Genomic DNA, 21,336 nt, shown 5'->3' on the forward strand with positions numbered 1-21,336 from the left:
CCAATCGAACAACCAGAAGGGGGCGCCAGACATAATTCTGCAGATTTTCAATTCACGCTGACATCATACGTGCGCAGCCAGTAATCAATCTGACACAAGTGGGCAATCAGCTGCGGTCCTTTCATCAATTGACCATACCAAGGCTGTTTGAATTCTTCTCCCTCACTACGGACAATGGCTTTAACACGATTTCGGTCCATAAATTCAAATAGCGGTGCGTCCGGATCGGCTAGAATATCATTCATCCAATTTATAACCTGTCTGGTATACTCGGGCTGGAATGTCTTTGGATATGGACTTTTTTTCCGGTATAAAATGTCATTCGGCAAAATTCCCTCCAGCGCTTTCCGCAAGATTCCCTTCTCTCTGCCATCCAATACTTTCATCTCCCAAGGAACATTCCAGACATATTCGACTAACTGATGATCAGCAAATGGCACCCGGACTTCCAAACTAGCTCCCATACTCATGCGGTCTTTACGATCAAGTAATTGCGCCATAAACCAGTGCATATTCAAGTAAAACAGTTCTCTGCGGCGTGCATCCTGTTTACGCTCACCATCCAGCCTTGGTGTCTCGTCAATTGTCTCGTGATATCGATTGTAAACATATTCTTTTAAATTTAATTTCTTTTGCCATTCGGAATGCAGCAAGTCGATTCTGGCGTCAAGTGATGTCATCCATGGGAATCCGCCAATTGATGTCATAGACGGATCGTGGAACCATGGATAACCGCCAAAGATTTCATCGGCACATTCACCCGACAAACTGACCGTTGTATGCTGTTTGATTTGTCTGCAAAACCATAATAAAGACGAATCGATATCAGCCATCCCCGGCTGATCGCGCAAGACAACCGACTCCTTTAACAATGACGCCAATTCTTCACCGGAGATGATTTCATCATGATGATCGGTCTGAAAATCTTTTGCCATTTTTGCAATCCATGGCCGGTCACTCGATGGCTGAAATTTACTTGTTTCAAAGTATTGCTCATTATTTTGATAATCCACCGAAAAAGTGCTCAGCTGCCCTTTCCCCTTCTCCTGAAAATACGCCGATGCTATCGCCGTAATCCCACTCGAATCAAGACCGCCAGATAGAAATGTCGAAACAGGTACATCAGCCACTAACTGCCGCCTGACAGCATCAACAAAAAGCTCCCGTACATGTTCAGCAGTTTCCTCTGCAGAGTCAGAGTGCGGGCGACTTTCTACATTCCAGTAACGCCAAACCTTCAAACCAGCTTTTGAAAATATTAACGAATGCCCTGCCCGTAATTCACGAACTCCTTTAAAAATACCATGACCAGGTGTTCTTGACGGACCAAGACCAAATATTTCGGCCAAACCGTCACGATCCACCTCAGCTTTTATATCCGGATGTTCTAGAATAGTTTTTAGTTCAGACCCAAAAAGAAAACGTCCCCGTGAATCTTCATGGAAAAATAATGGTTTAACACCTAATCGGTCACGGGACATAAATAATTGATCGTTTTCTTCATCCCATATACCAAACGCATATATTCCATTTAAATAATCAACACAAGTTTCTTTCCACTCCATGTAAGCCGTCAGCAGTACTTCTGTATCCGAAGCAGTATAAAACGTATATCCTCTTTTCTGCAATTCCTTCCGTAAATCGTCCGTATTATATAATTCGCCATTATATACTAATGTGTACATGCTGCCGCCTTTTTCTTTCTGCATCGGCTGTTTTCCACCTTCAATATCAACAACCGCCAATCGCTTATGGCCAAATCCGGCATGTTTATCCGTCCATATCCTTGTATCATCCGGTCCCCTTAATGTCAGGGTTTCAGTCATATTCTCCAAAACTGTTCGCTCATCTGACACATTTTTCCGCCAATTAACCATACCTGCAATCCCGCACACACCGTCTCATCCTCTCTGTACTTATTCAAAACATTCGTTTGACACCTGTTCATTCTATGTGCAGCTTTGCTAAAATATGACGCAGATAACATATGATTATATGAACAGATTTGATCCTTTATGAACAAGAAAAGCATATGGTTATTCAGGTTTCGCTTTTTTTCTTGATCAAATATGTCGCACCCGCTGAACTGTTATGTGGGAATGGCTTCGACTGAAACAGAAAATTTTGGAGCTCATCAAAAAAAGGACCCATTTACGGCCCTCAAACATCATTTCTCACTGCCAAACATAATGCCATTTTCGTTCCGGACTTTTTCTGTAATCGCCAATACATCATAACTGAGCTGCTTCAAACGCTTATATGCATCCATATCAACGGAATCAATAATCCGAGCAAACTCCCTTATTTCATATACCATATTGTTCGGGTGTTCATCCGCCCGCAGCAGAACCTCTTCTTGGGACCCATTCACCACCACCCTCGGACGGTACATATCGCCGGCATTTTCAAATACCAATGTCCCTCTCTCACCGTGGATTTCACATGTATTGGATGACTGGGTGATTTTGGAACAAAGAATGGTGCCGGTAAAATCCGGATATTCCAGAACCAGCGTTCCACTGCCATCCACGCCACTGTCAAGTTTTACCGGAAAGTAAGAAGCCTCCCCAGGCTTGCCAAATAATTCTATAGCTAGTGAAAGCGGATAAACGCCTAAATCCACAAGCGCACCTCCCGAAAATTTCGTCGTAAAGATGTTGGGTGCCTCACCCTGCAAATATTTATCATATCTTGATGAATACTGGACAAACGGCAGAATCATGCTGCGTATATGACCAATCTGCTGCAATCCTTCCTGCAAACTTGTCAAATTAGGTGAATGCACATTCCGCATCGCCTCGAATAAATAAACACCACTATCCGCCGCAGCACGATAGGCCGCTTTCCACTCGCTTAAGTTAGAAAAAATTGGCTTTTCACAAATGACATGTTTCTTTTGTTCGAGGAAAGTGACAACATGTTCAAAATGTAATGCGTTTGGTGACGCGATATATACAGCGTCCAGATGGTCACTTGCTGCCATTGTTTTTAAATCAGTAAAAAATTGCCTGACTTTGTGTTTCTCCGCAAAACCCTTTGCCTTGTCAGCAGTCCTGGAATAGACTGCCGTATGCTCAAATCCTTCAGATTCCTTAGACGCTTCGATAAACGCATCCGTAATCCAGCCTGTTCCAACAGTACCAAAGTTCATATTCACAGCTCCCCTATTTCGTATGTAAAAATACTGCTTAACACCAAGTTTATCAGTGTTAAGCAGTATTCGCATCCGTTTCTCCCAGCTCAGTCAATTTGATTCGGTCAAATATACCGGTTATTCGGACGCTTCAGCTTTTATGATTAAGTTCGGTCATTTCAAGCTTTTTTGGTTGCTCTCCCGTTTAATTCGGCCATAAACCCATATCACTGTTCCAGTTTTTCAAGCCGTTTTTCAAGCCTTTCCGTATGTTTTAATTGTTCAACCATACGTTTAATCAGCTGAAGCTCGGCCTGTGCGGTCATGACATGGTCCTGTGCATGGATCATAAAAAAGCTTGGAACGGCTTCTTCATCACTTTGAATCAGTTCTGTCTGGTATTTATGGCCTTTGAGAAATTCGTCATTTGCTTCTTCCAGCAATTTTTCGGCTTTCTCAAAGTTGTACTCTTCTGCTTCATCAAGCGCCTCATAAGCTGCACCACGGGCATTTCCGCCGTGTAAAATCAGCTGTGTCATGATCTCCTCGTAGGTCATTGCTCACACTCCTCTAAGCTGTTTACTGAATTACGCTTCTGATGTTGATTTTTCCTCTCGAACGAGTTGCTTTTCGTATTGCTTGAAAAATGGCCAATAAATGACCGCAGCAATAATAGCATTCATAATCTGTACCAATCCGGCGATCGCCGATCCACCTGTTGCAATAAAACCACCAAAGAAAATTGGCACCGTAAATGGCGGCTGCACAACTACCGGCGGCATGACTCCGGTTGCAAACAGGATATAGTTCACTGTCACAATCACCACAGGGCCCAATACAAACGGGATAATTAATATCGGATTCAATACAATGGGCACCCCGAAAATAAGTGGTTCATTAATATTGAAAAGGGATGGAATAATGGCTGTTTTTCCAACCTGCTTTAACTGAACTGAAGCCGAGAACAGTAAAAATATAGCTAGACCTAGTGTCGCACCTGAACCACCGATATGTGTGAACATATGGAAGAACGGTTCGGTGACAATACCGGTTGCCTCACCAGGATTACCCGCACTGATGGCATCAGCATTTTCTGCCATCTGTGTCATCCAGAACGGGTATGCAACAGATGATACAACGTTCATGCCGTGAATACCAATAGACCAGAGCACTAGCATCAAGAGAATCATACCGAGTGCAGCCCAATATGAGTTCGATGCTGAAACAAGCGGACTGAACAAATCAAGCACTGCCTGTGGTATCGTAACCTTAAAGTTTGCCCAGACAATCCATTCCAAAATCCATACAATTGGCAGAATGATCATGAATGGTATCAAGGCACGGAAGGTTCGCATAACATATGGCGGCACTCCAGCAGGCATTTCAAAGGCAACACCTTTATTAATCAAGAATCGCATAGCCTCTGTTGTTAGAACACCTAAAATAATAGCAACAAACAGACCCTGTCCACCGAGATAATCCAAAATATCCCCAAACGGTACTTGCGTAATATCAGTGACCGGAAATGCGGTCATTATAAACGCCAGCATCGATAATATCCCCGCCATGGCGGCGTCCATGTCATGCCTCTGTGCCAGGCTGTAACCGACACCAAACGCAACAGTCACCGCCATAATTCCAAACGTCAGATTATACGGGAATAGAATTTGTCCTTGGATTGGTGCAATCGCATCTTCCCACGCATTGATAATTCCCCAGTCAAGGGATGTCGGTGGGTTGGCAATAATCAGAAAAATTGCGCCTGTAATGATAATCGGTAACGCAAAAATAACAAACGCATCCCTGATGGACTGCAAATATTTATTTTGGGCGATTTTGCCCAGTGGTTCCATTAATTTATCTTCCATCCATTCTACCATATTCACGATTGTTTCCCCCTTAGAAAGGCGTTCAAAAAGTCCGAAATGCCTTTTGAATCCGTTATGTTATTTTTTCAGTAAATCTAATGCCTGATCCAGCACCTTTTCCCCATCCATCATGGCGAATGCCCGCTGATCAACAAGCTCTACCGGAATACCGTGTTCATCCGCTACTTTGGTCACTTCTTTCTTAAGGTGACGCACTTGCGGTTCAAGCAATGCAACGTCATATTGGCTTGCTTTATCTTTGAACTCCCCGGTACCACCGGCGTATGCCTCGACGTCCATTCCTCTTTTTTCAGCCGCTTCCTGTACCTTTTTCGCCAATTGACTGGATGTAGCCCCCCAGCTGCACAGTATGATGACTTTCATTTGATCTGCCATAGAAATTCCGCTCCTTTACCATGTTATTTTTTGGTCAAAACTTCTTTTGCCATCTTGTCAACCCTCTTATAGTGGCCCATCAGCCAGTACGAGAACCATGATGCAGCAAATATGACAATGGAAAATGCAATACCATATCCGAGGATAAGATTAGCTGACGGTTTTCCCGTGATCACTGCAAAAAGACCGTATCCCGTCCAAATTAATGCAAAGATCGATGCGTAAATCATAAAAAACTTTTTCAAACTATCCCTCCCATTCTGCTATTTCACCCTGTCTTAACGGGCAGCAAAACCCTACGAAGATACAAGGCAGCCTAGAAAAACTAAACAGGGAATCAGCTGCATGATCATCATATGGCCGCATCCATTCATACTACAGCAAAAGTTATGCCAACTTTTATCCGAAAACGACAAAAATCTTTTGTGCGAGCGACTGTACAATTGCCTCAAACGACATAAAACAAGTCATCAAAAAATGTGTGCAATATCTTTTGCACACATTCAGCGGGAAAGTTTAACGATTTCACGTTTTATATCATCTATCAATTCAATATGAAATGTTTGATAAATGTGGTCAAAAAGCGGTCTCCAAATCTCTACTTCCTGACTGGAAGGAACCGTTTGATGATCCAATGGAATGGATGACAGGAATTGATCATCCTGATTCTTGAGCGTCGTATCTAAAATACGATCAATCAGGCTTCCAATATGCATCCACATGCCTAACTCGCGATTGCTGTCCCATCCATAATAATCACGGATGGGAGGTATATGTTCCTGGAGCAATTCTGCCATTGTTTTTGGATTGATATATGTGACGATTTCCTGCAGACCTTGAATGATCAAGTCATAAATTTCATCTTCCGAAACATGTTCATCAAGCTGTAGTACACTGGATTTTCTGGTAATCTCCAATAGCTTCTGCATGCGGGATATTCCTTCAACTTGCAGGAGTTCCCATGCCGGAATATATGGAATGCCTTCAATTGAAACCGGGACCGTTCCAATAATCGCGATGACATCATAATAATCTTTCAGGTCAGTTAATACGGAGGTGTCTTTTGTCACGGGATCAATCCGCACTGATCGGATAAGGACGTCTTGATCAACCGTTGACAACTGATTTTCCAGCCATGATTCCAAAAGCTGTGCGGCTCCTTCGCCGGTGAAACAGACGGTGGCAATGAGCCGCTTTTTTTGGATACTTGCCTGTTGCTGATCTTTTTCCATAAACGTTAACAGTGCACTTTTTGCCTCCTGATACATGCCGTCCAATGTCTGCTCTGAAATAAGTGACTGTCTTCCGGCTTCCAGGACCATTGGAAGGTTAACACTTGATAACGTTTTAATGGAGACATTCAATTCATGCTGGATTGTATCCCCCATCGTAATTAATGAACCGATGTCCACTAACAAAAGGACACCTCTGATTTGCGACATTCCGTTTATGGTCTTTTTTACCCGCTCATACGTATCCTCTGCTGACATATTGAGCGGCATATCAACAGCATGAATAACATGATTTCCAAGCAAATAATTGGTCACTTCCGCCATGGAAGATGCAGTGGAAGTCCCGTGTGTCACAAGTATTACAGCTAATTCCTGCTCCGAGGTCATTTCCTGTTCCGTTTGTTTCTCCGGTGTAAGAAAATGAGCCAGCAGTTCAATTTCCTCCTGAGGCAAATCCATATCAATTTCCGTGCGTAATTGGAAGGCAAGCTGTCCAGCTGCCTGGCGATACATCGCATTCGGATGTATCATAACCGGTATAGGTTCCTTTTGAATATTTTCGCGCAAATGGTTCCGGTAATTTTGCAAATGCAATCCGATCACATACACCCGGTTTTTATCAATGTTAAAAGGAAGGTTGGCATTTAAAATATCCACCGTGTTCTGAAGCACCTGAAACAGATCATGGTCAATCAACTGTTGCCAGCTGTCCCGGGAAAAGGAAGGCTGCTGATATTTTTCCGTCAGATCCCGGATATAATCAAGCACCACTTGTTGTAAATTACGCTTATCTTTGTTCTGTGTATCTCTGCTTTTATAATCCAGACGCTGATAAATATTTGGAAACAGATAAGATGGTTCGTCTGTCTCATGGTTTACTTCAATGTTCCGGTAAGTGTGACTTCCCCCTTTGCTTTTAACACGATTTTCGCCTGGGAAATCCTCTAATTTAACCAGTACTTTCGCTTCTTCCTTATTCAAATAACGTAAATAAGCTCTTGCACAGGCGATTTGAATATCACTTTTCAGCTGGCCGATATTACCGGGACAATCATATGACAGAAATGCTTGACGGCAATCGTTCCCAATCGAAAGGCCGGTGTTCATTTTCGATGCCTCTTCAGTTAGGAAGTGATCAATGAGTGCCTTACGCTCAGCATCGGTTCTATCACGCAGCGGAGGTACATCCAGTTTCACGGAAAAGCGGCGTAGTAAGGTTGACAAAATATATGTTTCTGATTCCTTTGTTGTTGCGCCGATAAGCGCAATATTCGCACGACGCTCCTGGGTCGCTTCCCCCAGCCGGTGATAGATGCCTTTGTCCATCAGATAAAACAGCATCTCCTGTCCTGACGGCGGCAGCCGATGAATTTCATCCAAAAATAAAATGCCGCCATTTGCTTGTTCAACAAGCCCTGTTTGATCCTCGGTAGCACCCGTAAACGCACCTTGTTTTATCCCAAAAATCTGTCCGACAAGCAGCTCCGGGTTTTGGGCATAGTCTGCACAGTTAAATGCAATGAACGGCACATCCCCGGAAGTATCCGAATTTTCAATCGCCATATTGGACAGCTTTTCCGCCAAATATGATTTACCTGTGCCTGTTTCACCTGTCAGTAAGATCGGCAGCGGTCTGGAAGGGTATAAAAATGCTGCCATACCTGTCTCAAGAAGGGGCTGAAGACTCTCTTCCGCCCCGATCACATTCAGGTTCGCAGCTCCCTTACGCTTAGGCATTTTAATTACATATTTGACCGGCTTTCCCGGTATTTTTTCCACACGATTCGCTTTGACCAAATCATTCAAATAACGGCTTGCTGTTGAACGATCTATTTGCAGTGTATCCCCGATTTCACCTGCTGTAGCGCCTCTGCTGCCAATTTTCTGTAATTGTTGATAGATATTCATCATTCGACTCATCTATATATGAACCTCATTCTTTGATAATTTGTATACTAGATCTATTTTAGCAGGAACACGGTCATAATTCATGCCACATTGTTTTCACATCAATTCCTCATCGATCAGATTGAATTTCTGTCCTATCTGGATACCCGACAATGACGTCATCAGCCATTTGAATGAACAGACCAGTATCTACAACACCAGTCAGCTGCTTTAATTGGTGATTCAGTGTCTTCGGATCATAAATCGCACCGAAGTCACAATCCACAATAAAGTTCCCGTTATCAGATACAACGATATCATGGTCTGGGTTTGTGCGTATGACCGGTTTGCCGCTCAGGGAAGCAATTCGGCTTGAAGTCACTTCCCAGCCAAATGGCAAAATTTCAACTGGCAGCGGGAAAGTACCCAAATTCGTAACCATTTTTGATTCATCAACAATGACGATAAACCGATCGGCTGCGGCTGCGATGACTTTTTCCCGAACCAATGCACCACCGCCGCCTTTTATCAAGTTCCATTGCCGATCAACCTCATCAGCTCCATCAATCGCTATATCTAACTTCTGGGTCTGTGTAAAATCAGTCAGCGGTATGCTAAATTGTTTTGCCCAAGCTTCTGTCTGATGTGAAGAGGGAATACCCGTGATATCCAGGCCTTTCTGCACATATTCACCAAGCTTGCGAATCATCCAGTAAACAGTTGAACCTGATCCTAAACCAATTTTCATCCCATTTTCAATGAAGTTCACGGAGGCTTCCCCTGCATATTTTTTTGCGTTTTCCTGATCATTCATGCTGTGATCCCTCCTTTGCTTATGTGTCTTGTGGTGTTAGCGTTAATTCCATTCCAACAGGTTCATCCATCTTTGTCACATGATAAACACCATCAGCCTCCCAGTCGTTCATCTGATTATGATACCAGTCGCTCCTGGAATGGCCTGCCTGCCCGGGTCCAACGATATGGTAGCCTGTGCCTATTTTATCCGTATCCAGGACAAACCGCCATGAAACGCCATGATCAACAATGCCTGTATCAGCTTTGTAACTGGCTGCCATTGGGGTCACACCGCTGCCGCCAGGAGGAATCGGGTCTTCGCGTTTAAAAAAGAACGAAAGCAATGAACTGGTATCTGACAACGGATGATCAAACCGGACTTTATGATAGTCTCCCCATTGCCAATCTGCCATAGAACTGCCATATTCATCCGTCAGCTGCTCCAGCGTTCTTCTTTCCAGGGAGGTATGCAAAATCTCCTTTAAACCGCCATTTTCCTCAATCCAGATCGATTCATTCCCCTTCCTTAAAAGCTTATCCGTAGTCTGGCCTTTGCCGCCAAAAATTCCATAACCTCTTCCGGAAATTCATTGTCATACAGCAACTTCTCGATTTCATTCATCCAACGATGAAAAATAAGCGGCTGAGAAGCTTCCACCTCGTCCAAATAATCCCATTTTGACAGCCGTCCCAGCGCCTCACCCTGTTCATCAGAAAGGTGGGCTACATCAAGCACTTCAATAAACATTGGCACAAACGCGCGCGCCTGCAAATTCGTTTGATCCATTTGCAGTGCCTTCATATCCTCAACGGTCAAATTTTCTCCAGCCTCAAGGACTTCCACAATCCGTTCATAGCGATACGGTTGTGCCCATACATTACTGATATGGCAATTTAATGAACCTTAAAAAACGTAGGAATCTTTCCGTAGACAGTAAAATGTATAAAGATATTGAAAATGCATTAATTCATTATCTTAAAAAGGAGGATTATTCATGAAAACATGCGCTTATTGCGGAACGGAATTAACTTCAAACTACTGTTCATTTTGTGAAATGCAACATACAGACCGTTATATACTTCAAGATGGAGAACGATTAGATAATAGCATTGCGTATTATCCAGCGCAGCATGATATTTTCAAAAGTACCCCTCAACTGCTTCGGCTCGAAACTATGGAATTATTATGCCTGTAATAAAATACTAGAAATTATCGTTCAGAGGTTTATAAATTACGTTTGCTTGGTCATCAAGCAGAAGCACAGGGTGGAAATGTAAACGTCATATATTTCCTGATCGTCAGGGAGTCAATCGGTGTTCATTCAGCCGGCTCAGCACCCATCAATGTATATTCCACCGGCAGATTGTTATCAGCTTTAGCCTGATCGATATATGCATTAACGCCATCTTCAAACCACTGCAGTATTCGTTTACCTTCTTCGGAATACTGGTCGTACGATTTCTCGGCCGCTCGTCTGTAAAATCCTCAAATAGAAAGACTGTAACCAGACATTATCCCCAGCCAATGTTTCTAACAATCTTCATTTTATTGTTCTGATAAACTGTAATAAATTTGAAAACAAATTGTAAGATTATTTTCTTTAAAAACGGAAATAGACATCTGTAATGTAAAGTGAAACTTCATTCAGTTAGGCGTTTCGACGGACAGGACGTACTAGTGCCGGCGTTGCGACAGGAAGTCGCGATCCTAGCCGGCCCCAGCTAAAAAAAGATGAACAAAGGCTAAACACGTAACGACCTCGAAAAAGGATTATACTTTTTCTTCGTGCGATGCATCGCTGCAGAACCTTTCCTTGTCCTGTGACAACGCCTTTGTCACCTGCATCTTGTCGGCCCGACAAAACCGGTGTGAGGTCCGTCCCCCCTAATCCTTTTACTCCATGTTCTTAAAGCAGGAGTGGGTGTAACGGACACATTGGGAAAACGTCTAACATAACAGATACGCGATATCAGGTAAAAAATCTTTCAAGAGGTGATTGGCATGAAAGGGATTGTACTTGCAGGGGGAAGCGGAACAAGACTCGCACCAAGCACAATCGGAATGAATAAGCATTTGCTGCCCGTCTATGACAAGCCGATGATTTACTATCCACTATCTGTGCTGATGCTTGGTGGTATCAAGGATATTCTGATTATCAGCACTCCGGAGGATATTCCGCATTTTCAGGACCTCCTTGGAGATGGCTCAGCATTCGGCATCAACCTGCACTACAAGAAGCAGTCAAAGCCAAATGGGATTCCCGAAGCCTTTATACTGGCCGAGGAATTTATCGGACACGATGATGTCACGTTAATACTAGGTGACAATATTTTCTATGGTCAAGGATTTACCACACTTTTCAGGAAAGCGCTCAATCATCACAGGCATGCCACTATTTTTGGCAGTCGCGTGAAAGATCCCGAACGATTCGGAGTTGTGGAATTTGATGATCATCAAAAAGTCATCTCCCTTGAGGAAAAACCGGAGAATCCGAAATCTGACTTTGCAGTTGCGGGATTGTACATATATGATTATCGTGCCGTACAGATCGCAAAGCAACTGCCGTATTCGGACCGCGGCGAGACAGAGATAACGGATTTGAACAAAGCGTATTTAAAAGGGAATCAGTTGGATGTTCAATTGCTTGGAAGAGGTTTTGCCTGGATGGACACCGGTACACATGAATCACTGTTTGAAGCATCCGAATTCGTGAAAATCACCCAGCAGCGGCAAGGATTCAAGATTGCCTGTCTGGAGGAAATCGCTTATTATATGGGGTATATCAGCAAACAATCCTTGCATCAAAAAGGGGAAAGCATGAGAAAGACCGATTACGGGCAATACTTAATGGAGATCGCCAACCGGAAACATACCGAACAATATTGGGAAACAATCGACAAAAATCCGATTCTGGAGCTGGTTAAAAATGAGTAAATCCCTGCTTATTACTGGAGGCGCCGGATTCATCGCCTCTCATTTCATTCATTATATCAGGCAACAATATCCTGAATACCATATCATAAACATTGATAAACTCACCTATGCTGGATCTGATACGAACCTAAAACACATAACGTTTACCGAAAACTACGACTTTATCAAGGGTGACATCGCCGACGAACAACTCATCAATCATATTTTTTCAGATTATGATATTGACGGCGTCATCCATTTTGCAGCAGAATCGCACGTTGACCGTTCCATCAAAGATGCCAAAACTTTTATTGAATCTAATGTGCTTGGTACCACTGTCCTTCTGCAGGCCGCCCGAAATGCGTGGAATAAAGCAGGCGAACTGGACAAAAGACGATTTTATCAAATTTCCACTGATGAAGTATATGGGTCTCTTGAGCTTGATACAGACAAAAGATTTAATGAACAGACACCTTATGACCCGCGAAACCCTTACAGTGCATCAAAGGCCAGTGCCGACATGCTTGTGAAAAGCTTTGGTCACACATACGACATGAATATTGTCACCTCCAGCAGTTCCAATAATTATGGACCGGGACAGCATGCGGAAAAATTGATTCCCACCATTATTTCAAACGCCTTGCATGGTAAACCGATTCCGCTGTACGGCGATGGAAAAAACGTCCGTGATTGGCTGTATGTAAAAGACCATTGCCGGGCCCTCGACTTGGTTTTCCATGAGGGTAAAACACTGGAAAAATACAATATCAGCGGCAGAAATGAACAATCAAATATTGAATTGGCGCTAATGATTTGTGATATTCTCGATCACTTAAAACCAAAGACGTACAGTCATAAAGAACTGATTACATTTACTGACGACCGGCAAGGACATGACCGGCGATATGCAGTAGATGACCGTAAAATACGAACGACATTAGGCTGGAAGCCTTTAATGACATTTGATGCAGGGCTTAACAAAACGGTTGAATGGTATGTTGATCAATGGGAAAAAGTCACCCTTTAATTACAACCGTTGTACCGGTGTATGGCTGCAAAACCTGTCTAAAGGAACTATGCAGGCGCATCACAGCCACAATCGAATCCATTCCAGCCGATTTCGAGATTATTCTAGTCAATGATGCAAGCCCTGACAACGCCTGGGAAACTATCAAAGAGCTGCATGAACAGGACAAGCGGATTAAAGGGATCGATTTAGCGCGCAATTTCGGACAGCACCATGCCATTACGGCAGGACTTGATCACGCTTCAGGTGATTGGGTTGTCGTCATGGACTGTGATCTGCAGGACCGTCCTGAAGAAATCCGGACATTATATGAAAAAGCACAAGCTGGTTATGAAGTGGTTTTCGGAAACCGTACAGTGCGGCAGGATAATTGGTTTAAACGGAAAACTTCTCAGGCTTTCTATCGTGTCTACGATTATTTCAGCGGCAAAACGTCAGATCATACCATTGCCAACTTCAGTATCAGCCAAAAGAAAGTCGTCAGTGCGTTCAGGCAAATGCGTGAACAAAATCGTTTTTTCCCATTATTTATCCAATGGATGGGATATAAAACAGGCACCGTTCCAGTCCAGCACAGTGCCAGACAAGAAGGAAAAACGGCCTATAACATTAGAAAACTGATCAAACTGGCAACAGACGCGATCATATCACAATCCAATAAACCGCTCAGGCTGTCCATTCAATTTGGTTTTTTATTAGCAGCGGGATCGCTCGTGTATGGCATGTATTTATTCATACGCTACTTCTTCCTTGATCAGCCTGTACAAGGTTGGACAAGTGTCATGGTCTCGCTCTATTTTATCGGTGGTCTGATTTTTTTCAATTTCGGTGTTCTCGGTCTCTACATCGGGAAAATTTTTAATGAAACAAAGGGCAGACCCCTTTATTTGATCCGGGAAACAACAGAAGATAAGGACGAAAAGAGGCGATAACATGAACCATTTACAGGAAACCCCGTGGGATAAGCGAAATTTTAACATCAACACATATGAACTGACAAACACAACCGAAGAAGCACTCCAGGAAACAGATCGGCATAAAGGCCATTACACCATAAAGGTAACACCGCTTGAAAACCCTGAACCACTATTACGGCATGGATTTTACTATGTGGATACATTAATCGAACCGGTTTGCAGAAAGAAAGATTTGAACCTGTTTAGCGAAAAGGGAATAAGTCTTTCCAATACCTATGATAATGATGAGATCTTGGAAATTGCTGAAGAGGCGTTCATGCACGGCCGCTTTCATCGTGACTTTAACATACCGGATGTGATGGCTGATAAACGCTACATGAACTGGGTCAGTGACTTGCAGGAAAACGGACAAATTATTGCTCTTCAATATGGAAATGATACGGCCGGTTTTTATGGATTTACCGGTGATAAGGTACTGCTTTTGGGTATACGGGAAGAATACCGCAGCAGAGGTCTCGCCAAAGTCTTTACCAGCCTTGCCTGCAAGGAACAATTCCAGGCCGGATATGACGAATTGAGAACGTCCATATCAGCTGCCAATGTTGCATCGCTGAACCTGTTTTACGCCCTTGGTTTCCGGCTGCGCAATACGGTTGATGTATATCATAAACTAAACGGCGAGGTAACCTAATGGGGTATATTTATATTTTCGGAACCGTCGTCTTTACCGTATATGGGCAGCTGATTTTAAAATGGCAGGTTGATCAGGCAGGAACGTTACCTGAAGCATTATGGGAAAAGCTCGTTTTCCTGCTGCAGCTATTGCTGAACCCATGGATTATCTCCGGCTTCCTTTCAGCATTTCTGGCTGCATTGTGCTGGATGGCAGCGATGACAAAATTTAATATCAGCTACGCCTATCCGTTTATGAGTCTGTCATTTTTACTCGTGTTTCTGCTGTCAGTCATCCTGTTCGGTGATCCGGTAACAGTACAAAAGATTGTGGGACTGACCCTTATTATCGCCGGAATCGTTGTCACGAGCCAATCATTGTGAGGTGTTATAGTTGATCGATTTTAACAAACCATGTCATATTGGGAAAGAAGAAACCGCGATACAGCAAGCCATTGCCAATCAGAAGCTCTCCGGCAATGGCTCATTTGGTAAGAAATGTACGGACTGGCTGGAAAATCAGCTAGGCTGTGAAAAGGGGATGCTGACCCCTTCCTGCACAGCAGCATTGGAAATGACAGCCCTCTTGACCAAATCTGGTCCAGAAGATGAAATCATCATGTCATCTTACACCTTTGTCTCAACGGCGAATGCCTTTGCGCTGAGAGGAGCATCCATCCGATTTGTCGATGTAGAACCAAAAACGATGAACATATCACCGGCAGCCATTGAAGCAGCTATCACTGAACAGACGAAGGCAATTGTCGTCGTCCATTATGCCGGTGTGAGCTGTAACATGGATGCGATCATGGAGATTGCCAACCGCCATGGCTTATGGGTGATTGAAGATGCTGCCCAGGCACTGACAAGTACATATAACGGAAAACCACTCGGTACAATCGGCCACTTCGGCACGTTCAGCTTCCACGAAACAAAAAATATCACATGCGGTGAAGGCGGCGCACTGATCATCAACCACCGTGACGCTATCGAACGGGCTGAGATATTGCAGGAAAAAGGCACAAATCGGAAGCAATTTTTCAAAGGTATGGTCGATAAATACTCATGGCGTGACATTGGCTCATCCTATCTATTGAGCGAACTGAATGCAGCATACCTGTCTGTTCAATTGGAACATACCGATCAAATTATGGCTGACAGAATGCAAATGTGGCAAACTTATTATGAAGGACTTCGGGACATGGAGACCATTTCTTTGCCCTATGTCCCGGACAATTGCACCCATAATGCTCATATGTTTTACATCAAGACAGACCGTCGTTCCGAATTAATCGATTACTTGAAAGAACACGATATAATGGCTGTCACGCATTACGTCTCGTTGCATTCATCCCATGCGGGGAAAACATTCGGCCAATTTGTCGGCAAAGATGATCATACAACTGCTGAAAGTGAAAAAATCGTCCGACTGCCTTTGTATTATGGACTGGAAGAAAAGGATGTGGATCATGTCATCAGCCATATCAAGCGTTTTTTCGAAATATAAACATATTCTGTTTGCCTGTCTGGTGATCGCAGCATACCTGTCCCCCTATTACATTTTGGGGGAGGATACACACATCCGTGTCCATGATAATCTGGATTCCAATATTGTCTGGTACAAACTGCTGGCTGAAAGCGGTCAGTTTTTTTCCATTTCTGAACTGCCAAATGTCATCAATGGCTTGCCCAGAAGTACCCTGGCTACGCCGTTTGACATCATGGTCTGGTTTTATGTCCTGTTTGAACCGATGACCGCCTATACAATCGGTCAAACGATTATGAGGGTTGCCGGATTTTTCGGAATGTATTTTTTACTTCGGCGGTATATCAGTTCAAAACGGATTGTGACCGGCGTTTCTCTGGCTTTTGCCTTATTGCCATTTTGGCCATCCGGACTCCTTTCCATTGCAGGTTTGCCATTAGCGCTGCATTTATTCCTGTCCATCCGGGAAAACAAATGGCACACCCCCTGGTATCACTGGTTCATATTAATAATGATTCCGTTTTTCTCGAACTTTATCTTGACGTTTGTATTTTTTCTAGGATTAATGGGCGTTATGTGGCTGATCGACTGGATCAGCATCAAACGGGGAAATTGGGCGTTTTTCACGGCAATTGCCAGTATGACAAGTATTTACCTGATAAAAAATTACATGCTGATATATGCCATGTTTTTCAATGAAAGCTTTATTTCTCACCGGGAAGATCTTGATCTTGGTCATAAAGATCTGATGGGGGCCATTCATTTGTTTTTTGATAACTTACTTAATGGACATACACATGACATGGCAGCTCATAAACATATTATCCTCCCGGTCATTGGTGTAGCATTGATCGTAGCAATATTCCGGTACTTAAAACCTAAAATGATGATTGGCCTGTTATTGTTTAATGCTGCTCTCTCAATGTGGTACGCCTTATGGTATTGGGAAGGGTGGCGTGTTGTGAAAGATAACTTGATGATTGCCAACACGTTCAACTTTAGCAGAATTCATTTTTTGGATCCGATGATCTGGTACATTTGCTTTGCCCTTGCATTGTGGATTATTTGGAAACATATGCGATTCGCAAAAGTAATCGTTACCGTCCTGATCGTTGCCCAATGTCTGCATGTGTTTGGGATGAACGAGGAATTAAAATATAGCGGCATCGGGACGCCAACATTTGCTGAATTTTACTCCGGGGAACTGTTTGATTCGATTGCAGCTTATATCGGCGAAGATCAATCCGAATACCGGATTGTCAGTATCGGGATTCATCCAACGATTGCACAATTCAACGGCTTTTACACATTGGACACGTACAATAACAGCTATCCGCTTGAATATAAAAATAAATTCAGGGAAATAATTGCACCGGAATTGGCAAAGGATGCCGTGATTCAGGACTATTTCGATTCATGGGGCGGGCGTTTGTACATGTATACGGCTGAACTGGGCAAGGACGATATGGTGAGCAAAAATAGTAACACAGTGCTGGATAACCTTAATATCAATACTCAAGCATTAGCTGATTTAGGCGGTGACTACATATTTTCCGCCGTACCAATCGATAACCATGAGGAAAATCAGCTGGCATTTAAGCGCAGTTTTGAAAACAGCCAATCCCCATGGAAGATTTACTTGTACCGCGTTAAAGCAGCTGAATGAATCAGCAGTATGGTGGCATCCGTTTTAATGGGTGCCACGTTTTAATCTGGCAATGGTGTTCCATACAAGACATTTAACCCTTAAAAAGCATTAATAATCCGTGTAATCCCATAAAATCTTCCATTCACCGTCAATTTCCGTTGCAAACACATTTTGTACCAGTGTGAAATTCCCGTACTTGCCTTGATAATACTGTTCTACGATCACTTTGTAGACAACATCAATCGTGGCTGCATCTACTTCAGGCTTCCAGTCTTTAATTTCATTTGCTTCCTCCACCGAAAAGGAAAATGTCGTTACCCCGAAATGATTCATGAACACATGAGCACGGTCCTGCAAATAATGAGCTTTATCAAATTTTTCTTTCATGAATGGATGAAACATCTCCCAGGAATCCGAAAAATCGGCATTTTGTTCATGTGTATAAAATGTTTCAACCGCTTCAATTGCCTGTTTCTCTGAGGATTTATAAAAAAGAAAGAAAATGGCTACACCAACCAATACCACGATGAAAATCACCACAATATTCCGCATCGGACCCCTCCCACACCATATTAATATCATTTTATTCCCAAAAAGGACAAATCAGTACATGGCATTAAACCAGTCTCTTCTCATACAGCTAAAAAATCAGCTTATCACTTTATATAAGTATTTAGTATCTATTTTGTGAGTTTAAATAATTTATTTTTATCATAAACTGCCATATGATTATAAGTGAAGGAAGTAAAGGAAAACTTCCTTCACGATTGTGGCCACTGGGTGCCATTTCCCAAAAGTGAAACCTCATTCAACGGAACGATTTTGCCGCTGAATGTTTGAGGATTACTGTCCGTTAAGGCGTCATAAAAATCTGGAGGTGATTCACATGTCAAACGAAAAAACAATGGTTGAACAGCTGGGTGAGTGGGCTCACAATGCTGACTGGAATAACTTGTCCGAACAGGCAAAGGAAGCACTGAAAAGACGGGTGCTGGATTCTATTGGAGTTGCCATTGGAGCACTTCACGGCGAACCTGTACAAAACATTCGCAGGATGACAGCGGATCTTGGCGGTAAAGGGCTTGTTACACTGATCGGTGGCGGAAAAACAACCCCGGACTACGCAACGTTTTTTAACGGAGCTGCTGTCCGCTATCTCGATTTTAATGATGCCTATCTTGCCCGAGAAGAAACCGGGCATCCTTCCGATAACATCGCACCGGTGCTCGCGGCAGCAGAATATGCTGACGCGGACGGACGTGACTTTCTGCTGGCGCTTGCGATTGCCTATCAGGTGCAATGCCGCCTGTCAGATGTGGCGCCTGTCCGGAAACATGGATTTGACCATACCGTTCAGGGTGCATATGGTGCTGCAACGGGAGCAGCTCGTGCAATGGGACTCAGCTGGAATCAAATTGCTAACGCGATTACCATTGCCGGTACCGGATATCATTCGCTCAGGGTAACAAGAACCGGTGAGCTGTCAAATTATAAAGGACTCGCCTATCCGAACACAGCAAAGGGAGCGGTTCATGCAACAATGCTTGCCAAATACGGCATTACCGGCCCCCGAGAAGTTTTTGAAGGAAACAAAGGGTTGATGGATGCCATCACAGGAGAATTTGCAATCGATTGGAAAAAAGAAAATCTCGAACGTGTTACCGATACGATCATCAAGCGATTCAATGCAGAAATTCATTCTCAATCGTCCATTGAAGGACTACTGGAGCTTCGCGATCGTGAATATATTGAACCTGAAAATATCAAAGCAATCCGGCTCAATACGTTTGATGTCGCCTATAATATCATCGGCGGCGGAGAAGAAGGCGGGAAAAAACGTATCCGTTATAAAGAAGAGGCTGACCATTCATTGCCATATATGCTGGCTGCCGCATATCTCGATGGCCAGATCATGCCGGAGCAGTATAAACCCGGTCGTATCAAGCGTAATGACGTCCAAGAGCTGCTGCAAAAAGTCGATGTCACACCTAATGCAGCGTACAGCAGACGTTTTCCGGGTGAAATGGCCTGCAGAATCGAACTGGAAACAAAAGATGGACGGATTTTTAAGATTGAAAAAAGTGATTATCAAGGGTTTACAACACATCCCGCCAGCTGGGATGTCCTGATGGAAAAATATAATGGTTTGACGCAGGGGATCGACAGTGAACTTACTCAGGAAATCGCGGACACCATTAGAAATTTGGAACATGTGAAAGTCCGTGAATTAACCGAATTACTTGGACAAATTAAAACCAGAGAGGATGACGCATGATGCGTAACCAAAGAGCTTTTCAAGATATTCGAATGAACAGCCGTCAGGAAAAACCACGTACTCATGGGATTACCGAAATCCGCGGACCATACTATGCTGTTATGGGCACAAGTTATTTACAGGATATTCTGGAAACCATGGGTGATTATGTGGACATTTTGAAGTTTTCCGGCGGAGCCTTCACCTTATACCCGGAAAATAAGCTTCGGGAACTGCTCGATCTTGCTCATGAATTTGGCGTCAAAGTGTCAACGGGAGGCTTTATGGAAACTGTCCTGACACAAGGGCCTGAAGCAGTTGATCATTATATCAATGAATGCAAGCGCGTCGGCTTTGACATAATCGAAATTTCAACTGGCTTTATCACCATGCCTACCGATGATATTGTCCGCCTAGTTGAGAAAGTACAAAAAGCTGGCCTTCTCGCCAAACCCGAAATCGGCATCCAATTCGGAGCCGGCGGAACCAACACGGTCGAACAAAATGAAGCAGAAGGCATTACCGACCCATCACACGCGATTGAAATCGGTAAACGCTGCCTGGATGCCGGCGCCTATATGCTGATGATTGAATCAGAAGGGATTACCGAAAGCGTCAGCAATTGGCGGACGGAAATGGCCACTCAGTTTGCACGTGAACTCGGCACAGAAAATGTTATGTTCGAAGCCGCCGATCCGGATGTGTTTGAATGGTATATTAAAAACTATGGCCCCGATGTAAATGTATTCGTCGACCACAGTCAGATCGTTCAGCTGGAAGTGCTGCGCCGCGGCATTTGGGGAACAAAAGATTTATGGGGCCGTGTCGTCACGTTTAATGAATAATAAACCATATTTGGAATGAGACTGGGACATAACTAAAGTAAAGCGGCTTAAAAGACCACCAAAGTCCGTTTTAGCTGCGTATTTTCCGCAGCGGAGACATACCTTGCTTTGTTTGTTCGGATTTTTGTTTTATAAACGTTCTTTTGTCCCAGCCTCGTTTTCTACGATTAGTCAAGTATAAATATTAAACTAATGATTATTCTACTTTACCTATTTTGCACATAGGAAATAAACCTCAGCGATTCAATTTTTTTAAACTGAG

At 43.4% G+C, this 21,336-nt stretch carries 20 protein-coding genes and 1 pseudogene; 9 read left to right on the forward strand and 12 right to left on the reverse strand.

What is annotated here, in order from left to right; genetic code table 11:
* Positions 1 to 47 precede the first annotated feature (47 nt).
* The 11 genes and pseudogenes from asnB to BM195_RS18140 form a co-directional block, all read right to left on the reverse strand.
* On the reverse strand, positions 48 to 1,895 hold the full coding sequence (asnB, locus tag BM195_RS15730) for an asparagine synthase (glutamine-hydrolyzing) (protein ID WP_090240723.1): 1,848 nt from the start codon (positions 1,893 to 1,895) through the stop codon (positions 48 to 50).
* A gap of 272 nt (positions 1,896 to 2,167) precedes the next feature.
* Positions 2,168 to 3,151, reverse strand: coding sequence for a Gfo/Idh/MocA family protein (locus tag BM195_RS15735; protein WP_090240725.1), 984 nt, complete (start codon positions 3,149 to 3,151; stop codon positions 2,168 to 2,170).
* A 209-nt stretch (positions 3,152 to 3,360) separates the two neighbouring features.
* Positions 3,361 to 3,690 carry a PTS lactose/cellobiose transporter subunit IIA gene (locus BM195_RS15740; protein ID WP_090240727.1) on the reverse strand — a complete coding sequence of 110 codons (330 nt, stop codon included), beginning with the start codon at positions 3,688 to 3,690 and terminating at the stop codon, positions 3,361 to 3,363.
* 30 nt (positions 3,691 to 3,720) lie between these two features.
* Complete coding sequence (locus tag BM195_RS15745) at positions 3,721 to 5,013, reverse strand: PTS sugar transporter subunit IIC (protein WP_090240814.1); 1,293 nt, start codon at positions 5,011 to 5,013, stop codon at positions 3,721 to 3,723.
* A gap of 66 nt (positions 5,014 to 5,079) precedes the next feature.
* Complete coding sequence (locus tag BM195_RS15750; protein ID WP_170848283.1) at positions 5,080 to 5,397, reverse strand: PTS sugar transporter subunit IIB; 318 nt, start codon at positions 5,395 to 5,397, stop codon at positions 5,080 to 5,082.
* Between the two features lie 23 nt (positions 5,398 to 5,420).
* Positions 5,421 to 5,642, reverse strand: a complete 222-nt coding sequence (locus BM195_RS15755; RefSeq protein ID WP_090240729.1) for a hypothetical protein — start codon at positions 5,640 to 5,642, stop codon at positions 5,421 to 5,423.
* Between the two features lie 258 nt (positions 5,643 to 5,900).
* Complete coding sequence (locus tag BM195_RS15760) at positions 5,901 to 8,549, reverse strand: sigma 54-interacting transcriptional regulator (protein WP_090240738.1); 2,649 nt, start codon at positions 8,547 to 8,549, stop codon at positions 5,901 to 5,903.
* A 97-nt stretch (positions 8,550 to 8,646) separates the two neighbouring features.
* Positions 8,647 to 9,330 (reverse strand): ribose-5-phosphate isomerase RpiA, encoded by a 684-nt coding sequence (rpiA, locus tag BM195_RS15765; RefSeq protein ID WP_090240743.1) that lies wholly within the window; start codon positions 9,328 to 9,330, stop codon positions 8,647 to 8,649.
* Between the two features lie 19 nt (positions 9,331 to 9,349).
* Complete coding sequence (locus BM195_RS18920) at positions 9,350 to 9,898, reverse strand: penicillin acylase family protein (protein ID WP_090240752.1); 549 nt, start codon at positions 9,896 to 9,898, stop codon at positions 9,350 to 9,352.
* Entirely contained in the window at positions 9,838 to 10,155 is a 318-nt protein-coding gene (locus BM195_RS18925) for a penicillin acylase family protein (protein ID WP_280141274.1), read from the reverse strand. Before BM195_RS18925 ends, BM195_RS18920 begins: the two co-directional genes overlap by 61 nt.
* A 474-nt stretch (positions 10,156 to 10,629) precedes the next feature.
* Positions 10,630 to 10,779, reverse strand: a pseudogene (locus BM195_RS18140) (penicillin acylase family protein); the annotation flags it as partial.
* Positions 10,780 to 11,313: 534 nt separating this feature from the next.
* On the opposite strand from BM195_RS18140, the gene rfbA reads away from it, so the two are divergent.
* Genes rfbA through BM195_RS15815 form a run of 7 tightly spaced genes read left to right on the forward strand, consistent with a single transcriptional unit; the run spans position 11,314 to position 17,993 of the window.
* On the forward strand, positions 11,314 to 12,246 hold the full coding sequence (gene rfbA, locus BM195_RS15785; RefSeq protein WP_090240769.1) for a glucose-1-phosphate thymidylyltransferase RfbA: 933 nt from the start codon (positions 11,314 to 11,316) through the stop codon (positions 12,244 to 12,246).
* Entirely contained in the window at positions 12,239 to 13,252 is a 1,014-nt protein-coding gene (rfbB, locus tag BM195_RS15790; RefSeq protein WP_090240774.1) for a dTDP-glucose 4,6-dehydratase, read from the forward strand. Before rfbA ends, rfbB begins: the two co-directional genes overlap by 8 nt.
* Entirely contained in the window at positions 13,231 to 14,184 is a 954-nt protein-coding gene (locus BM195_RS15795) for a glycosyltransferase family 2 protein (RefSeq protein ID WP_090240780.1), read from the forward strand. The genes rfbB and BM195_RS15795 overlap by 22 nt, the downstream gene beginning before the upstream one ends.
* Position 14,185: 1 nt before the next feature.
* A complete protein-coding gene (locus BM195_RS15800) occupies positions 14,186 to 14,860 on the forward strand; it encodes a GNAT family N-acetyltransferase (protein WP_090240782.1) in 675 nt (224 codons plus the stop codon).
* Positions 14,860 to 15,225, forward strand: a complete 366-nt coding sequence (locus tag BM195_RS15805) for an EamA family transporter (RefSeq protein ID WP_090240784.1) — start codon at positions 14,860 to 14,862, stop codon at positions 15,223 to 15,225. Before BM195_RS15800 ends, BM195_RS15805 begins: the two co-directional genes overlap by 1 nt.
* 10 nt (positions 15,226 to 15,235) lie before the next feature.
* A complete protein-coding gene (rffA, locus tag BM195_RS15810; protein WP_090240787.1) occupies positions 15,236 to 16,348 on the forward strand; it encodes a dTDP-4-amino-4,6-dideoxygalactose transaminase in 1,113 nt (370 codons plus the stop codon).
* The gene (locus BM195_RS15815) at positions 16,311 to 17,993 is read left to right on the forward strand and encodes a DUF6044 family protein (RefSeq protein WP_090240788.1); all 1,683 of its coding nucleotides are present in this window, start codon (positions 16,311 to 16,313) and stop codon (positions 17,991 to 17,993) included. The genes rffA and BM195_RS15815 overlap by 38 nt, the downstream gene beginning before the upstream one ends.
* Before the next feature lie 90 nt (positions 17,994 to 18,083).
* Here BM195_RS15815 and BM195_RS15820 read toward each other — a convergent pair whose 3' ends face one another.
* Complete coding sequence (locus tag BM195_RS15820; RefSeq protein WP_090240790.1) at positions 18,084 to 18,527, reverse strand: hypothetical protein; 444 nt, start codon at positions 18,525 to 18,527, stop codon at positions 18,084 to 18,086.
* Between the two features lie 334 nt (positions 18,528 to 18,861).
* Here BM195_RS15820 and BM195_RS15825 point away from each other — a divergent pair, with 334 nt between their 5' ends.
* Both BM195_RS15825 and BM195_RS15830 read left to right on the forward strand, forming a co-directional pair.
* Complete coding sequence (locus BM195_RS15825) at positions 18,862 to 20,250, forward strand: MmgE/PrpD family protein (protein WP_090240792.1); 1,389 nt, start codon at positions 18,862 to 18,864, stop codon at positions 20,248 to 20,250.
* Positions 20,250 to 21,074, forward strand: a complete 825-nt coding sequence (locus tag BM195_RS15830) for a phosphosulfolactate synthase (RefSeq protein WP_090240794.1) — start codon at positions 20,250 to 20,252, stop codon at positions 21,072 to 21,074. The genes BM195_RS15825 and BM195_RS15830 overlap by 1 nt, the downstream gene beginning before the upstream one ends.
* Positions 21,075 to 21,336: the final 262 nt, after the last annotated feature.

The sequence above is a fragment of the Lentibacillus halodurans genome (assembly GCF_900112045.1).
GTDB classification, from domain to species: domain Bacteria; phylum Bacillota; class Bacilli; order Bacillales; family Amphibacillaceae; genus Lentibacillus; species Lentibacillus halodurans.

Bases quoted from the DNA above. Each gene is read 5' to 3' on its own strand.
- BM195_RS15735 (WP_090240725.1), bottom strand. From the start codon at position 3,151: ATGAACTTTGGTACTGTTGGAACAGGCTGGATTACGGATGCGTTTATC.
- BM195_RS15740 (WP_090240727.1), bottom strand. From the start codon at position 3,690: ATGACCTACGAGGAGATCATGACACAGCTGATTTTACACGGCGGAAAT.
- BM195_RS15745 (WP_090240814.1), bottom strand. From the start codon at position 5,013: ATGGTAGAATGGATGGAAGATAAATTAATGGAACCACTGGGCAAAATC.
- BM195_RS15750 (WP_170848283.1), bottom strand. From the start codon at position 5,397: ATGGCAGATCAAATGAAAGTCATCATACTGTGCAGCTGGGGGGCTACA.
- BM195_RS15760 (WP_090240738.1), bottom strand. From the start codon at position 8,549: ATGAGTCGAATGATGAATATCTATCAACAATTACAGAAAATTGGCAGC.
- rpiA (WP_090240743.1), bottom strand. From the start codon at position 9,330: ATGAATGATCAGGAAAACGCAAAAAAATATGCAGGGGAAGCCTCCGTG.
- rfbA (WP_090240769.1), top strand. From the start codon at position 11,314: ATGAAAGGGATTGTACTTGCAGGGGGAAGCGGAACAAGACTCGCACCA.
- rfbB (WP_090240774.1), top strand. From the start codon at position 12,239: ATGAGTAAATCCCTGCTTATTACTGGAGGCGCCGGATTCATCGCCTCT.
- BM195_RS15795 (WP_090240780.1), top strand. From the start codon at position 13,231: ATGGGAAAAAGTCACCCTTTAATTACAACCGTTGTACCGGTGTATGGC.
- BM195_RS15800 (WP_090240782.1), top strand. From the start codon at position 14,186: ATGAACCATTTACAGGAAACCCCGTGGGATAAGCGAAATTTTAACATC.
- BM195_RS15805 (WP_090240784.1), top strand. From the start codon at position 14,860: ATGGGGTATATTTATATTTTCGGAACCGTCGTCTTTACCGTATATGGG.
- BM195_RS15815 (WP_090240788.1), top strand. From the start codon at position 16,311: ATGTCATCAGCCATATCAAGCGTTTTTTCGAAATATAAACATATTCTG.
- BM195_RS15820 (WP_090240790.1), bottom strand. From the start codon at position 18,527: ATGCGGAATATTGTGGTGATTTTCATCGTGGTATTGGTTGGTGTAGCC.
- BM195_RS15825 (WP_090240792.1), top strand. From the start codon at position 18,862: ATGTCAAACGAAAAAACAATGGTTGAACAGCTGGGTGAGTGGGCTCAC.
- BM195_RS15830 (WP_090240794.1), top strand. From the start codon at position 20,250: ATGCGTAACCAAAGAGCTTTTCAAGATATTCGAATGAACAGCCGTCAG.